This window comes from Methylobacterium sp. 001424705 (assembly GCF_059816145.1).
In genome coordinates this window covers 115895-129878 of record NZ_JCBANU010000008.1, presented here as the reverse complement: position 1 = coordinate 129878, position 13984 = coordinate 115895, and the positions used below count along the sequence as shown (strand labels likewise).

The 13984-nt window shown below is 71.1% G+C and carries 11 protein-coding genes and 3 pseudogenes; 5 read left to right on the top strand and 9 right to left on the bottom strand.

Going from position 1 to position 13984, the window contains the following annotated elements:
• Positions 1-16: 16 nt before the first annotated feature.
• The 5 genes and pseudogenes from AC6EUL_RS08815 to AC6EUL_RS08795 all read right to left on the bottom strand — a co-directional run bounded on the left by AC6EUL_RS08815 (position 17) and on the right by AC6EUL_RS08795 (position 6016).
• Positions 17-1312, bottom strand: a complete 1296-nt coding sequence (locus AC6EUL_RS08815) for an HlyC/CorC family transporter (RefSeq protein WP_056276201.1) — start codon at positions 1310-1312, stop codon at positions 17-19.
• Positions 1313-1376: 64 nt separating this feature from the next.
• A pseudogene (locus tag AC6EUL_RS08810) lies at positions 1377-3300 on the bottom strand (hybrid sensor histidine kinase/response regulator); the annotation flags it as partial.
• A gap of 96 nt (positions 3301-3396) precedes the next feature.
• A pseudogene (locus AC6EUL_RS08805) lies at positions 3397-4032 on the bottom strand (PAS domain-containing protein); the annotation flags it as partial.
• Between the two features lie 212 nt (positions 4033-4244).
• Positions 4245-5363: a 3-dehydroquinate synthase gene (gene aroB / locus AC6EUL_RS08800; protein ID WP_056381875.1), complete on the bottom strand. Its 1119-nt coding sequence runs from the start codon at positions 5361-5363 to the stop codon at positions 4245-4247.
• Complete coding sequence (locus AC6EUL_RS08795) at positions 5360-6016, bottom strand: shikimate kinase (RefSeq protein ID WP_244480170.1); 657 nt, start codon at positions 6014-6016, stop codon at positions 5360-5362. The genes aroB and AC6EUL_RS08795 overlap by 4 nt, the downstream gene beginning before the upstream one ends.
• Positions 6017-6242: 226 nt before the next feature.
• On the opposite strand from AC6EUL_RS08795, the gene AC6EUL_RS08790 reads away from it, so the two are divergent.
• Together AC6EUL_RS08790 and AC6EUL_RS08785 are read left to right on the top strand one after the other, a co-directional pair.
• Positions 6243-6395 carry a hypothetical protein gene (locus tag AC6EUL_RS08790; protein WP_055946764.1) on the top strand — a complete coding sequence of 51 codons (153 nt, stop codon included), beginning with the start codon at positions 6243-6245 and terminating at the stop codon, positions 6393-6395.
• 83 nt (positions 6396-6478) lie between these two features.
• Complete coding sequence (locus AC6EUL_RS08785) at positions 6479-7420, top strand: site-specific tyrosine recombinase XerD (RefSeq protein WP_056382089.1); 942 nt, start codon at positions 6479-6481, stop codon at positions 7418-7420.
• Between the two features lie 66 nt (positions 7421-7486).
• Here AC6EUL_RS08785 and AC6EUL_RS08780 read toward each other — a convergent pair whose 3' ends face one another.
• Positions 7487-8728: an AI-2E family transporter gene (locus AC6EUL_RS08780; RefSeq protein WP_499869857.1), complete on the bottom strand. Its 1242-nt coding sequence runs from the start codon at positions 8726-8728 to the stop codon at positions 7487-7489.
• A 163-nt stretch (positions 8729-8891) separates the two neighbouring features.
• Complete coding sequence (locus AC6EUL_RS08775; RefSeq protein ID WP_056211581.1) at positions 8892-9368, bottom strand: molybdenum cofactor biosynthesis protein MoaE; 477 nt, start codon at positions 9366-9368, stop codon at positions 8892-8894.
• A gap of 240 nt (positions 9369-9608) precedes the next feature.
• On the opposite strand from AC6EUL_RS08775, the gene AC6EUL_RS08770 reads away from it, so the two are divergent.
• A complete protein-coding gene (locus AC6EUL_RS08770) occupies positions 9609-10628 on the top strand; it encodes a gamma carbonic anhydrase family protein (protein ID WP_056493905.1) in 1020 nt (339 codons plus the stop codon).
• Positions 10629-10822: 194 nt separating this feature from the next.
• Positions 10823-11101, top strand: a complete 279-nt coding sequence (locus tag AC6EUL_RS08765) for a hypothetical protein (protein ID WP_499869856.1) — start codon at positions 10823-10825, stop codon at positions 11099-11101.
• A 63-nt stretch (positions 11102-11164) separates the two neighbouring features.
• Here the strand turns inward: AC6EUL_RS08765 and AC6EUL_RS08760 are convergent.
• A pseudogene (locus AC6EUL_RS08760) lies at positions 11165-12453 on the bottom strand (MCP four helix bundle domain-containing protein).
• Between the two features lie 375 nt (positions 12454-12828).
• Between AC6EUL_RS08760 and AC6EUL_RS08755 the strand changes: the two are divergent.
• Positions 12829-13185, top strand: a complete 357-nt coding sequence (locus tag AC6EUL_RS08755) for a hypothetical protein (protein WP_056218697.1) — start codon at positions 12829-12831, stop codon at positions 13183-13185.
• A gap of 21 nt (positions 13186-13206) precedes the next feature.
• On the opposite strand, the gene AC6EUL_RS08750 is transcribed toward AC6EUL_RS08755, so the two are convergent.
• The gene (locus AC6EUL_RS08750; protein ID WP_244479766.1) at positions 13207-13725 is read right to left on the bottom strand and encodes a TetR-like C-terminal domain-containing protein; all 519 of its coding nucleotides are present in this window, start codon (positions 13723-13725) and stop codon (positions 13207-13209) included.
• Positions 13726-13984 lie beyond the last annotated feature (259 nt).

The window sequence follows — 13984 nt, the reverse complement described above, 5'->3', positions numbered from 1 at the left end:
CGCGGATGGCGGGTCGTCACGGCTCCACCTTGCGCAGACCGGGACCGAGCGGCGTGATCCGGAGGGCGGTGATCCGGTTGCGGGCCTTGCGCAGGACCTGGAAGCGGAAGCCGTGGAAGTTGAAAGCTGTCCCGGTGTCGGGAATCGCCCGGGCCTCGTGGATGACGAGCCCCGCGATGGTGGTGGCCTCGTCGTCGGGCAGGTCCCAGTCCATGGCCCGGTTGAGGTCGCGGATCGGCACGCTGCCGTCGGCATGCACCGAGCCGTCGCCCTGGGCCCGCACCCCGGAGACGGTGACGTCGTGCTCGTCGGCGATGTCGCCCACGATCTCTTCGAGGATATCTTCCAGGGTCACGAGGCCCATCACCTCGCCGTACTCGTCGACCACCAGGGCGAAGTGGGTCTTCTTGGCGAGGAAGGCCTTGAGCTGGTTGCGCAGGGAGGTGGTGTCCGGCACGAACCAAGTCTCCAACGCCAGGGCCTCGACCTTGAGACCGGCGGCGTCGCCGCCAGCGGCGTCCAGCGCCCGGAGGAGATCCTTGGCGTGCAGCACGCCCACGATGTTCTCCGTCGTGCCGCGCCAGAGGGGCATGCGCGTGTAGGGCGAGGCCAGCACTGCGCGCACGATCTCCTCCGAGGGCAGGTCGACATCGATGGTGCGCATTTTGGTGCGGTGGACCATCACCTCCGAAACGGTGAGGTCCGACAGGTCGAGGAGACCGCCGAGCATGTCGCGCTCGGCCTTGGCCACGCCACCCTCGCGATGGAGCAGGGCGACCTGGCCGCGGATCTCGTCGGTGGCCGACAGGATGGTCTGGCGCTCGCCGATCCGGACGCCGAAGGGACGGAGCATGCCGCGCACCAGGGCCTCGATGGCGAGCGCCGCCGGCCCGAGCAGGGCCACCGCGAAGGCCACCGGCCGGGCCATGACCAGGGCGGCGCTGTCCGGCTTGTTGATCGCGAGGGTCTTGGGCAGCACCTCGGCGAAGATGATGACCAGGACCGACATCACCCCGGTGGCGTAGAGGATGCCGCTCTTGCCGAAGAGGGTGGTGAGCACGCCGGTGGTGAAGGCCGAGGCGCCGATCGCCACGATGTTGTAGCCGATGAGCATGGCGCCGATGAAGCGCTCGCGGCTCGCCATGATGGCGTTGACGAGGCGCGCGCGCGCGTCGCCGGCATTCTCCAGGGCCAGCATGCGGGCCCGGGACGCCGCCGTGAAGGCGGTCTCGGCGCCGGCGAAGAAGGCCGAGAGCAGGAGCGAGATGACCACGATGCTCGCGGCCAGCCAGAGATCGGTATGGGGTTCCATGCGTGCGATGCCGGAGAATGTCGTCAGGTCGAGCCGGTGCTTACCACGGCGCGGGCCGGGCCGTTCACGCCCCGTCGGTCCCGGCGATGAGTTCCTCGATGCGTCCGGCGAGCGACTCCATCAAGAAGGGCTTGGTCAGCACCTGCATGCCGGGCGCGAGGTATCCGTTGCCCAGCACGGCGTTCTCGGCGTAGCCGGTGATGAACAGCACCTTCAGGCCAGGGCGTACGACCCGGCCTGCATCGGCCATCTGCGGCCGTTCATGCCGCCGGGCAGGCCGACATCCGTCACCAAGAGGTCGAGCCGCACGTCCGATTCGAGCACCTTGAGGCCCGCCGCCCCGTCCGCCGCCTCGATGGCGGTGTAGCCGAGATCCTCCAGCACCTCGGTCACGAGCATCCGCACGGTGGGCTCGTCGTCGACGATGAGCACGGTCTGGCCCTGCTCGGCCCGGGGTGCGTTGCCGAGGTCGGCCTCGCCGTCGCGGGCCTCGGCCTCCCCGTAGTGGCGGGGCAGGTAGAGGCACACCGTCGTGCCCTAGCCGACCTCCGAATAGATCCGCACTTGGCCGCCCGACTGACGGGCGAAGCCGTAGATCATCGACAGGCCGAGGCCGGTCCCCTCGCCCAAGGGCTTCGTCGTGAAGAACGGATCGAAGGCGCGGGCGATCACCTCCGGCGTCATGCCGGTGCCGGTATCGGTGACGCACAGGGAGAGGAATTGCCCCGGCTCCAGGTCGCGCTGGCGGGCCGCGCGGAGATCGAACCACTTGTTGGCCGTCTCGATGGTGATGCGGCCGCCCTCCGGCATGGCATCGCGGGCGTTGATGCAGAGGTTGAGGAGGGCGTTCTCGAGCTGGTTCGGATCGACCAGGGCGGTCCAGAGACCGGCTGCGCCGACCATCTCGATGGTCACCGCCGGCCCGACCGTGCGGCGCACCAGTTCCTCCATGCCGGCGATGAGGCCGTTCACGCTGGTGGGCCTGGGGTCGAGGGTCTGCCGGCGCGAGAAGGCGAGGAGGCGGTGCGTCAGGGCGGCGGCACGCTTGGCCGCGCCCTGCGCCGCGTTGATGTAGCGATCGAGGTCTGTGTGATCCGTCCCTGCGCCATGCGGACCTGAAGCAGTTCGAGGCTGCCGGAGATCCCCGTGAGCAGGTTGTTGAAGTCGTGGGCCAGTCCGCCGGTGAGCTGGCCCACCGCCTCCATCTTCTGCGCCTGGCGCAGGGCCTCCTCGGTCCGGCGCTGGTCAGTGATGTCCCGTCCGATGACGGTGAAGGTCTCTCCGTCGGGAGCCGCCGTCCACATCACCGTGCGCCGGTCACCCGCCTTCGTGAAGACGCGGTCGACGAAGCCGGTCACGGTCTCGCCCCGCGCGAGACGGCGGACCACCTTGGCCGTCTCGGCATGGTCGGCCGGATCGATCAGCGCCGCGAAGGGCCGGCCGAGCAGGGCGTCCTCGTCCCAGCTGAGGGTGCGGCCCCAGGCCGGGTTGATGGTCTTTAGGTAGCCGTCGAGCCCGGCGGTCCCCATCAGGTCGGTGGTGGTCGTCCAGATGCGGTCGCGCTCGCGGGTGCGGCGCTCGACCTGGCGCTCCAGGCTGCTGTTCAGGCGCGCCAGTTCGGCGCTCGTGACCTTCTGGTCGTCGATGTCGGTGCTGGTGCCGACCCAGCGCAGGATGGTGCCGTCGGCCGCCCGGATCGGCTCGGCCCGCACCAGGAACCAGCGATAGGCGTCGTCGTCGCGGCGGATGCGGAACTCGCTGGCGTAGGGCCGGCCGTCTTCGAGGCAGGCCTCCCAGGCCTCCGCCGCCGCGCGGTCCGCGGGGTGGACGAGGGCGGCCCAGGCCGCGCTCCGGACCCCGTCGAGGGCGGGGCCGCAATAGGCGGCGCAGGCGGCGTTGAACCAATCAAGGGCACCGGTGGCGGAGACCGCCCAGACGTGGATCGGGACCGCCTGTGCGAAGGCGTGGAACTGCGCGTCGCTCGCCCGTCGCGCGGAGGTCGCGCGGCTGCGCTCGGTGGCCGCCCGCACGCGCTCGGCGACGTTGCGCATGAAGGCGAGCTCTTCGGGCGACCAAGACCGGGCGGTGGCATGGTTCAGATAGAGAAGCGCGACGAAGCCGCCGTGCTCGGTCAGCGGCATGTTGACGAAAGAGTGCGCGCTGATCGCCTCCAAGGCCTCGGCGCCGGAGGCGGTGCGCGAGTCGGCGTCTGCATCGCTGCAGATCACGGTCTCGCCGCGCTTCAGATCCTCGATGTAGGAGCCGTAATCGCGAAAGTGCAAGGTCCCGGCGAGGCTCCGGATGCCGGGGGCGTTCCAGTCGCGCTCGATCAGGATGGTCTCCGCCACGGCGTCGATGGTGCCGTAGCCGGCCCGGCTGACGCCGAGGGTGGTTCCGAGGATTTCCGCGGCCACGTACGCGATGGCGGCGGTGTCGTCGAGGTCGCGCAGGCGGTCTCCGAGTTCGGCCACCGCGATCCGCCGGGCCTCGGCGGCGCGGCGCTCCTCGACGTCGATGGCGAGGACGAAGAAGCCCTCCACCGCGCCGGCCTCGGTCCGGCGCGGGATGTACTGGATGGCGCAGGCTCGGAGGCGACCGTGGCCGTCCGGCAGGACGCCGTCGCGGGCGATGGTCTCGCCGGCCAGCGCCCGGTCCATGTCGGAGCGGTGCTGCGCGAAGATCTCGGGGCCGAGCACCTCGCGGGCGGGGCGACCGACCAGGGTGTCGACGCCGCGCCCGAACCAGGTCTTGTAGGCGCGGTTGTTGAACCGGTGGGTTTAGTCGCGGTCGAGATAGGCCACGAGCACCGGCAGCGCGTCGGTGATGAGGCGCAGCTCCGCCTCGCGCTGTGCCGCCGGCGCGCCGCGCAGGCGGGCGAGCTCGGCCTCCAGCGCGGCGATGCGGCGATGCAGGTCTTCGGTCCCGGGATCGCTCAGGCGGCGCTCAGTTCGGCATCCAGGAAGGCGCGGACCTCGGCGCCGTCGATGCCGGGCGCAATGAAGCTCTGGCCGATGCCGCGCGCCAGGATGAAGGTCAGCGCGCCGTCGCGGACCTTCTTGTCCTGCGCCATCGCCGCCACGAGGGCGTCGGCGTCGCCGCAGCCGCCGGGCACCGCCTGGAGCCGGGTCGGCAGGCCGGCGAGCGCGAGGTGGTTGGCGACGCGGCCCGCGTCCTGGCCCGGGCACAGGCCGAGGCGGGCAGAGAAGCGGAAGGCCAGCGCCAGCCCGATCGCCACCGCCTCGCCGTGGACGAGGCGGGCGGACTCGTAGCCGGTCAGGCGCTCCAGGGCGTGCGCGAAGGTGTGGCCGAGGTTGAGCAGGGCCCGCTCGCCGTCCTCGCGCTCGTCGCGCACCACCACGCCGGCCTTGGAGCGGCAGCAGATCGCCACCGCCTCGTCGCGCTCCGGCCCGCCCGCGAAGATGCCGGCCCAGTGCGCCTCGCACCAGTCGAAGAAGGCGGCGTCGTTGATGAGGCCGTACTTGGCCACCTCGGCGTAGCCCGCCCGCATCTCCCGCTCCGACAGGGTGTCGAGGGTGGCGGTGTCGGCGAGCACCAGGCGGGGCTGGTGGAAGGCGCCGATGAGGTTCTTGCCGTGGGGCGAGTTGATCCCGGTCTTGCCACCGACTGAGGAATCGACCTGGGCGAGGAGGCTCGTGGGCGCCTGCACGAAGCGCACGCCGCGGCGCAGGGTGGCGGCCGCGAAGCCCGCGAGGTCGCCGACGACGCCGCCGCCGAGGGCCACCACGAGGTCGTTGCGCTCGACCTTGTGGGCGAGGAGCCCGTCGCAGACCGCCGCGTAGGTGGCGTAGGATTTCGAGGCCTCGCCCGGGGCGACGGTCACGAGGCCCGAGCGCAGGCCCGCCGCCGCGAGGCCGTCCTGCAGGCGCGCGCCGTAGAGGGCGGCCACGTTGGTGTCGGAGACGATCACCGCCGCCTTCGCCCCGAGGGCGGCCACGTGCCGGCCGGCTTCGTCGAGGAGGCCGCGTCCGATCAGGATGTCGTAGGCGCGCCCCTGGTCGAGGGGAACGGCCACGGTGAGGCGGTCGGTCACTGGGCTGCGATCCCGGTCTGCGAGGGGCGGTTCAGGTAGGCGTCGAGTGCTTCCATGACGTCCTGCACGACCCGGTCGTGGGCGACGTCGCGGGAGATCACCTCCACGTCGGCCGTGGCGTAGACCGGATGGCGCTGGGCCATGAGCTGGCGCAGGGTCTCCTCCGGGTCCTCGGTCTGGAGCAGCGGGCGCCCGCCGCGCTTGCGCACCCGGCGCATCAGCACGTCGAGCTCGGCCTTGAGCCAGATCGAGACGCCGCCCTCGGCGATGCGGGCGCGGGTGGTTTCACGCATGAAGGCGCCGCCGCCGGTGGCGAGCACCAGGGGCCCCTCGCGCATCAGGCGGGCGATGACCCGCTCCTCGCCATCGCGAAAGCTCGGCTCGCCGTAGATCGCGAAGATGTCCGGGATCGTCAGTTTGGCCGCCGTCTCGATCTCGTTGTCGGCGTCCTTGAACATCAGGCCGAGGCGCGTGGCCAGGCGCCGGCCGACGGTGCTCTTGCCGGCGCCCATGAGGCCGACGAGCACGATCGACCGGTGACCGAGGGCCCGGCGCAGGCGCAGTTCGATCGGCTCGCCGCCGGCGGCGGCGGCCGGCGGTTCACCCGGGGGCGGGACGCCGCCCTGAGGAGGGACTTCGGTCATCAGGGACATCTACACATCGTTGGGCGGGTCTTAGCGCGTTTTCCGGTGGGGGCGAAGCACCCGGGACGGCGCGCGCACCGGAATGCCGCGCCGCCTGTGGCCGCGAAGTCATTGCCTTCGGCGTCGGCCCGTGATGCAACCCCAAGCTTGTCGTCAGCCACATCCGGCTCCTGAAGCCGTCTGGCCCCCGAGGCGCGCTCACGTTCCCAGCGCCGCACGATCGAGGTTCGTCCGAGTGCCGACCCTGTTCCGTTTCCTCGCCACCCTCGCCATCCTGGCCGGGCTCGCCTTCGCGGGGATGTTCGCGCTGGCGACCTTCGTGGTGCCGACGCCGCGCGAGATGAGCGTGACCATCCCCGCCTCGAAGCTCCAGCCGCCGAACCGGTGACGCGGGCACCGACCCCTCCTCCGAACCGGGCCGCCAAGATTCCTGCGGCCGAGATGCCTGCGGTCGAGATCCCCGCGGGCGAAATGTCCGCGGGCGACGTCCTGATCCGCGATTACCTCGATATGCTCGCCGCCGAGCGGGGCGCGGCCGCCAACACCCTCGCGGCCTACCGGCGCGACCTCGCCGACTACCTCTCCGCCTTGGCGCGGGGCGGGCACGACCCCGTCGCGATGGAGGCGGCTCCCGTGCGGGCCTACCTCGCCGACCTCGAGACGCGCGGCCTCTCGGCCGCCTCGGCGGCCCGACGCCTGTCCTGCATCCGGGGCTTCCACCGCTTCCTTTACGCCGAGGGCCTGGCCGAGGACGATCCCAGCGCCCCGATCGGCGGCCCGCGCCGGGTCCGGGCCCTGCCCAAGGTGCTCTCGGTGGCGGAGGTCGACCGGCTGCTGGCGGTGGCGCGCCAAGGGGCGACCGGCCAAGGGACGACAGAAGATGGCGCGGCCGGTGATGGGGCGGCGGCGCGCGCGCGGGGTACGCGCCTGCTCTGCCTGATCGAGCTCCTCTACGCGACGGGCCTGCGCGTCTCGGAACTCGTCGCCCTGCCCCGGGCGGCGGCCTCCACGAAGGAGCGCTACCTGGTGGTCAAGGGCAAGGGCGGACGCGAGCGGCTGGTGCCCCTCACGGAGATCGCCCGGAGCGCCATGCGCGACCACCTCGCCCACCTGCGCGCCGATGGCCCCTGGCTGTTCCCCGCCGACAGCGAGAGCGGGCACCTGACCCGGCAGTCGTTCGCCCGCGATCTGAAGACGGTGGCGGCGGCGGCCGGCCTCCGGGCGGACCGGGTCAGCCCGCACGTGCTGCGCCACGCCTTCGCGAGCCACCTCCTGCAGAACGGCGCGGACCTGCGCATCGTCCAGGAGCTTCTCGGCCACGCCGACATCTCGACGACGCAGATCTACACCCACGTCCTCGACGAGCGCCTGAAGAGCATGGTCCGCGACCTGCATCCGCTGATGGACGCGTGAGACCCGGCGGCGGCACGGGGCCGTCGCCGGACACCCCAGGCCTGGCTGACGACCCGGAAGGGCGCCTCAGCCCTCCGCCTCCTCATGCAGGGTGTCCTCGATATAGAGCTGCGCCAGCAGCACCTTGGCCACCGCCATCAGCGGCAGAGCCAGGGCGATGCCCCAGAGGCCGAAGATCACGCCGAGCACGAGCTGCCCGGCGAAGATCGTGGCCGGGGGAATGTCGAGGGCCTGCTTCTGGATGAAGGGCGTCAGCCCGTAGCTCTCCAGGGTCTGCACCGCCAGGTAGACGCCGAGGGCCCCGAGGAGCGCGGTGGTTCCCGAGGCCAGGGAGGCCAGCAGGATCACGACGCCGGCGATCAGCGGTCCGATGGTCGGGATGAAGGCGAGCAACCCGGCCTGGAGGCCGAGGATGAGGGCGCCGCCGATGCCCAGGAAGGCGAGGCCCGCCCAGGTGCAGACGAAGATCACCGCCATGGTGATGAGCTGGCCGAACAGCCAGTGGCGCAGGGTCTCGCCCATGCCGTCGAGGAGGGCGGTGGCGCGGTCCCGGTGCGCCGGCGGCACGAAGCGCACGAGCCCGTCCCGGTAGGCGCCCGGATCCGCCGCCACCGAGAGGCCGAGGAAGATGATGACGAGGGCGTTGCCCAGCGCGCTGAACAGGCCGATCACCACGGTGGCCGCCGGCCCGAGCACGCTGCCGGCATCCGACAGCAGCGAGCCGGGGCTCTTCATCGCCCCCGAGGCGAGGCCCGCGAGGCCGCCCGACTTCTGGCCGGAGGCCACGGAATCGTCGTTGCGCTGAGGGCCCGAATCCCCTCCGCCGCCGGATTTCGCATCACCGCCGCCGGGGGCAACGGCCTTGCTCTCGCTGTCCTTGCTCTCGCTGCCCTTGTTTTCGCCGCCCTTGCCCGGGGCGATCTCGGGCACGTCGATGCCGTAATCCTTCAGCCGGTCGCGCACGGTGCCGGCCTGGGACGCCACGGTCTGGCCGAGGTCCCGCCCCTGCTGCACGATCGTGGCGCCCCCGAAGGCGATGAGGGCGAGGGTCAGGCCGGCGAGCACGAGGCTGACGAGGCTGAGGCGCAGGCCCCGGCTTCCCGGCAGGACCTTGCCGAGAAGCCGCGTCAGGCCGTCGAGGAAGACGCCGAGCAGGATGCCGGCGAAGACGAGGAGCAGCGTCGAGGCCGCCATCCAGGCGAGCGCCAGGACGGCGATGAAGGCTACGACGGCGATGCCGGAGACGGCGAGGGACCAGCGGCGCGGGCGCGGGCGGGCGGGCTCCTCGCTGAGGAAGGGAATGGCCATGAACGGTGTGAACTCCTGGCATGCCGGGTCTGGCACGCGGATGTCGGACGGGTCTCCGGGCAGGCCCGGCCGCGCTGCGCCCGGCCCATCCTGCGGGAGGATGTCGCCAGCTCAGCTTGGGTTCCGCCGCTTGGTGCCGTGACCGGCCGGCATCCGCGCACCGCTAGCGCGGGGCGCCGGCTTCCTGATCCCAGCGCGCGGCGGCGTGGTCGTCGGCCTCCGTCGCCTCGACCCAGCCGCCCGTGGTGCCGTCGGCGAGGTGCTCGCGCTTCCAGAACGGGGCCCGCGTCTTGAGGTAATCCATCAGGAAACTCGCGGCCTCGAAGGCGGCGATCCGGTGGCTGGACGCGGTGACCACGAGGACGATGCCCTCCCCCGGGGCGACGAGGCCGTGGCGGTGGATCACGCACACGCCCTGGAGCGGCCAGCGCGCGCGCGCGGTCTCGACCACCCGGCCGATCTCCGCCTCGGCCATCCCGGGATAGTGCTCGAGCTCCAGTCCCGTGAGGCGACCGCCCTCGTCGCGGCACAGGCCCGTGAAGGTGACGATGGCTCCGGCGCTGCCGCCGAGATCGCGGGTGAGCCGGGCGATCTCGGCGCTCGCGTCGAAGGGTGCGCTCTGGATGCTGACATCGGACATGGGCTTCCCCGGGCTGGTCTCGGAATGGCGGGTGGGAACAGAGCGGGTGGGTACAAGGAGAGTGAAGAAGGGAGGTGGAAACAGGCGGTCGAAACCAGGGGTCGGGAACCGGGGCTTGGGCGGACCGCGTTCGGGCGGTACACCCTTGACGAGGCCCGGCGAACCTGCCCTCACGGGCACGGGCGCTCTATGCCCCCGAACGCCCGGCGACACCACCGGGATGCGAAGGACATTTTCGCTGTGACCCCAGAGCTGATCCTGCCCCATGACGGCGTCCTGCCGGTGTTCTCGGCCCGTCCGGTCTGGTGCGGCCGCGCGAGCACGGTGATCGGCGACGCCACCCTCGGCGCCCAGGCCTGGCTCGGCGACCACAGCGTGATCCGCGCCGACGGCGACCGGATCGTCATCGGCGAGCGCTTCTGGCTCGGCCACCGCTCCACCGTCCACATCGCCACCAACACCTATCCGACCCTGATCGGCGACCGGGTGACGGTGGGCCGCAATGCCGTGGTGCATGCCTGCACCGTCGGCTCGGACGTGGTGATCGAGGACGACGCCATCGTGCTCGACGGGGCGAGCGTGGAGAGTGGCGTGCTGATCGAGGCGGGGGCCACCGTCTTCCCGCGGGCGCACCTCGCCGCCGGCTTCGCCTATGCGGGCAGCCCCGCCAAGCCGGTGCGGGCGATCAGCCTGCCGGAGATCGCCGAGCAGGCGGAGCGCCTGCGCGAGGCCTCAGGCGACCTGCCGGCCCCGCCGGCCGCCGATGAGCCGGAACACGATCCCAGCGTCTACGTCGCCCGCACCGCGCGCCTGCGCGGCCGGATCGCCCTCGGGGCCGGCTCCACGGTGCTGTTCTCCTGCGACCTCCACGCCGAGGTCGGTCCCATCGTGGTCGGAGCCAACACCAACATCCAGGACAACACGGTCATCCGGACCCGGGGCGAGGGCGTCGTCCTGGGACGCGACACCACGGTCGGGCACAATGTCCGCCTGTCCGACTGCCGCATCGGCGCGCGCGGCCTCATCGGCATCGGCTGCGTCGTCGCCCCCGGCACCGTGATCGCCGACGACGTGCTGCTGGCCGCCGGCGCCACCACCGACCCGGGCCAGCTCCTGGAGGGCGGCCATCTCTGGGGCGGGCGCCCGGCCCGCATCCTCGGGCCCCTCGATGCCGAGAAGCGCGCCATGATGGCCCGGGTGATCGAGGGCTATGTGGCCCACGGCGTGGCCTATCGGCAGGCGGAAGCGGCGCTGCCATAGCCCCTCCAGGCCCAGAAGATCGGCACGGTGGCAGGTATTGCCGCGCTGCTCAGGCCGCCGCGACAAGATCGGCGACCGGTCTCATCCCTGCATCACATGGAAAATGGGTACAGGGACGCATCGAAATTTTTGGGAACGCCTTGCACCGAGCCGACGTTGTTCGGCCCCAGTTGCAGTGGTGCAAGGAGTTCTTCATGAAAGCCGTCACGCTCGCCCTCGCCAGCACGTTCGCCCTGACCACGATCGCTTTCGCCGCCGGCAGTGGTCCGGGATCCGCGAACAACGCACCGGGACAGGAGATGCAGCAGAACGGGTCTCAGTACGGCTCCCCCGGTGCCTCGGGTTACGCGCCCGGCCAGGAGAAGGGCGCGACCACGGGCTCGACCGGCCACTCGGGCATGGGGTCCCATGAAACCGGGGCCGGCACCGCGTCGGGCAGCACCGGCACGAAGTCCGGCGCCGGCAGCCGCTGACTCTGAAATCAGGAAGGGCCCGGAACGCGCCCCTTCTCATGTCCTGGCGATCGTGGGCACCGCTCAGGCGGCGCGGACGGTGGCCAGGAAGCGCTGGACCTCGGCGCTGAGGTGCTCGGACTGGCGCGAGAGCTCGGAGGCGGCGCCCAGCACCTGGGCGGCGGCCGCGCCGGTCTCTTCGGCCGCGCCCGCCACGCCCGCGATGTTGGTCGTCACCGCCCCCGTGCCCATCGCCGCCTGCGCCACGTTGCGCACGATCTCCTGGGTGGCCGCCCCCTGCTCCTCCACCGAGGATCAGAGTTCCTCGGCCGCGGCCGCCACGGTGTTGACGTTGGAAGCGGCTTCTTCCGCCGCGGCAGCGACACTGGTCGTCTGGTTGGCGGTCTGGGTGGCCGTGCCGGCCATGCTCTGGGCGTTGGCCTGCAGCTCGGTGGCCGAACTCGTCACCATGCCGATGATGCCGCCCACCGCCCCTTCGAAGCTGTCGGCCATCGCCCGCATCGCCGCCTGGCGCTGCGCCTCCGCCCCCGCCCGCGCCTGGACCGTGTCCTCCTCAAGGGCCCGCATTCTGATCAGACCGTCCTTGAACACCTGGACGGCGTCCGCGATGGTGCCGATCTCGGTCCGGGCGCCCTGGTGCGGGATGGTCACGGAGAGGTCGCCGCCCGCCAGCGCCTGCATGGGCCGGACCACGGAGCGAATGCCGTGCGTGACGCCGCGGATGATCAGGAAGGCGGACAGCGCCGACATTACGAGAGCCACCAACATAGCGGTGAGACCCAGGGTCTGGGTCTGCTCGAAGATGGCCATGCTGCGGGCCTGCGCCTGCGCGGCGCCGTCATTGTTGAGGGCCGCGAGCTTCTCCAGGGTGTTCGACGCGGCACGGCGAACCGACAGGCCCTTGCTCTCGTAGAGCTCGAAGGCTTGGGCTTTCTGTCCGCCGCGCGAGAGATCCAGGATGGCTTGGCGGATCGGCAGGAAGGCGGCCGCATCGCGCCGGTAGCTGTCGTAGAGAGCACACTCCTCCGGCGAGGCGATCATCGGCTCGTAGATCGCCCGGCGATCGGCCAGCTTCTGGTCGAAACGCACGAGGTCCGCCTCGATCGAGGCCGTCAGCTTCGGGTCGGTGGCCTGATATGCGTAAGCACGACCGCGCTGATGCGGGCCGTGACCGTATCGATCTCGCCCAGGGCGCAGATGCTCGGAAGCCAGTTCGTCTCGACCTCCAGGCTCTGCGCGCGCATGCGCTGAGTGCTGAAGAGTGCCAGGAGGCCCAGGCCGACCACGAAGACGGTCAGGAGCGAGAAGGCCGCGATCAGACGACGGCGGATGAAGAGATTTTGGACGGACACGACGAACTTCATCGGGTGCCGCCTGGAGCAAATCAACACGCGCGGCGAGCAGCCACAACGCATCGCGCATGCTTAAAATCTTGCGTTCACGAATGAATTGTTCTGAACCCCTGGTTGCACCAGCGAGAACCCATCAGAGCTTCTGGAAATCTCGCGATTTGTTGCAGCACCGATATCAGTCCGAGGTCTCGGACCTTGCGCCGATCGAAATCTCAATCCTGTCGCAGGGCGAAACCCCGACTGGCGTCACGGATTTTGCGCCGTCGGCATGGGGCCGAATACGATCGGAGGGCTCCGGCCCAACGGCGATATAATCCCTACAAATTGAATCATGCGTTTCACGAAGTCGCGAGCGACGCAGCGGATGATGGTGTCATGGCCATCGATCCCTTCACACCGCGCAATCTCGCCTCGGCCATCGCCTTCGGGGGTCTCGTGACGATGATGATCGCGCCGGAGCCGAGCTGGCATTCCGCCGGCATCGGCCTCGCCTGCCTCCTCGCGTTCGGCGGCCTGTCGCTCCTGCCTGCGCCGCGGTCCGAGTTACACGACTCGGGGTCTTCGACCGCCAAGCGCCGCGGCGGCCGGCCGAGGACGGACGACGCGCGCGAGGTCCCGGCCCGAGCGGAGCCAGCGTACAAGGCGCCGGAGCCGCCGGCATCGCGCGGTCTCACCGATCCCCATCCCGCCCTCTTCAAGGGGATGCGGACGCGCCGCAGCAGCGTCCTATAGGATCCACCGGCCCGAGGGTGCTCAGGCGCCCGCGGTCTCGGGCCTTCCCCGGTCCGGCCCGTCGAGGAAGCGTCGGACAAGCAGACGCGCGAGGTCCCGGGGCGATTCCGGTGTCAGCACCGCGAGCTTGCGCGAAGTCGAGAGCGAAGCGAGGCCGTGCAGGGCAGCCCAGAGGGCCGCCACCGCCTGCCGGCGCTCGTCCGGGTCGGGGATCATGGGGGCCAGCACGCGGGCGACGAGGTCGGTCGTCTGGCCCAGGGCTTCGGCGTACCAGTCCGGGAAGGGGCTGTCGGGCGCGATCTGGTGCTCGAAGACGAGGCTCCAGACCTGGGGATCCGCGGCGACGAAGCCGAGATAGGCATCGGCGAGGGCCAGGGCCTTGTCGCGCGGTGCGGCGTCCGGCGTCACCGCGGATTCCAGGGCCGCGTGCAGGCGGGCGAGGGTGCGGGCATTGACCCGCATCATCACCGCATCGAGGTCGCCGACGGCATTGTAGATCGAGTTCGGCGCATACCCGATGGTGCTGGCCAGCCGCCGCATCCCGAGGCCGCGCAGGCCCTCCCGCCGGACGAGGTTCTCGGCGGCCTTCGTCACCAGCGCGAGGAACTCGTCGCGGTTGTGCTCGCCGCGCGGGCCCGTGCCCCGTTTCTCCACCCGTGCCATCCTGTTTCCCGCTCCGTGGATTCCGAGGTCGGGTCATCGTCCCCGTGCGGCACCGCACCGGCCGACCGCTCAGATTGCACACCGTGCAATCGCGCCATTGAACCCCATATGCGGCGGCGATATGTTTTGAACGTTG

Excerpts from the sequence above, each read along its gene's own strand:
- AC6EUL_RS08750 (WP_244479766.1), bottom strand. The coding sequence starts at position 13,725 with ATGCGGCGGCTGGCCAGCACCATCGGGTATGCGCCGAACTCGATCTAC.
- AC6EUL_RS08765 (WP_499869856.1), top strand. The coding sequence starts at position 10,823 with ATGAAAGCCGTCACGCTCGCCCTCGCCAGCACGTTCGCCCTGACCACG.
- AC6EUL_RS08815 (WP_056276201.1), bottom strand. The coding sequence starts at position 1,312 with ATGGAACCCCATACCGATCTCTGGCTGGCCGCGAGCATCGTGGTCATC.
- AC6EUL_RS08775 (WP_056211581.1), bottom strand. The coding sequence starts at position 9,368 with ATGTCCGATGTCAGCATCCAGAGCGCACCCTTCGACGCGAGCGCCGAG.
- AC6EUL_RS08755 (WP_056218697.1), top strand. The coding sequence starts at position 12,829 with ATGGCCATCGATCCCTTCACACCGCGCAATCTCGCCTCGGCCATCGCC.
- AC6EUL_RS08785 (WP_056382089.1), top strand. The coding sequence starts at position 6,479 with ATGTCCGCGGGCGACGTCCTGATCCGCGATTACCTCGATATGCTCGCC.
- AC6EUL_RS08780 (WP_499869857.1), bottom strand. The coding sequence starts at position 8,728 with ATGGCCATTCCCTTCCTCAGCGAGGAGCCCGCCCGCCCGCGCCCGCGC.
- AC6EUL_RS08795 (WP_244480170.1), bottom strand. The coding sequence starts at position 6,016 with ATGTCCCTGATGACCGAAGTCCCTCCTCAGGGCGGCGTCCCGCCCCCG.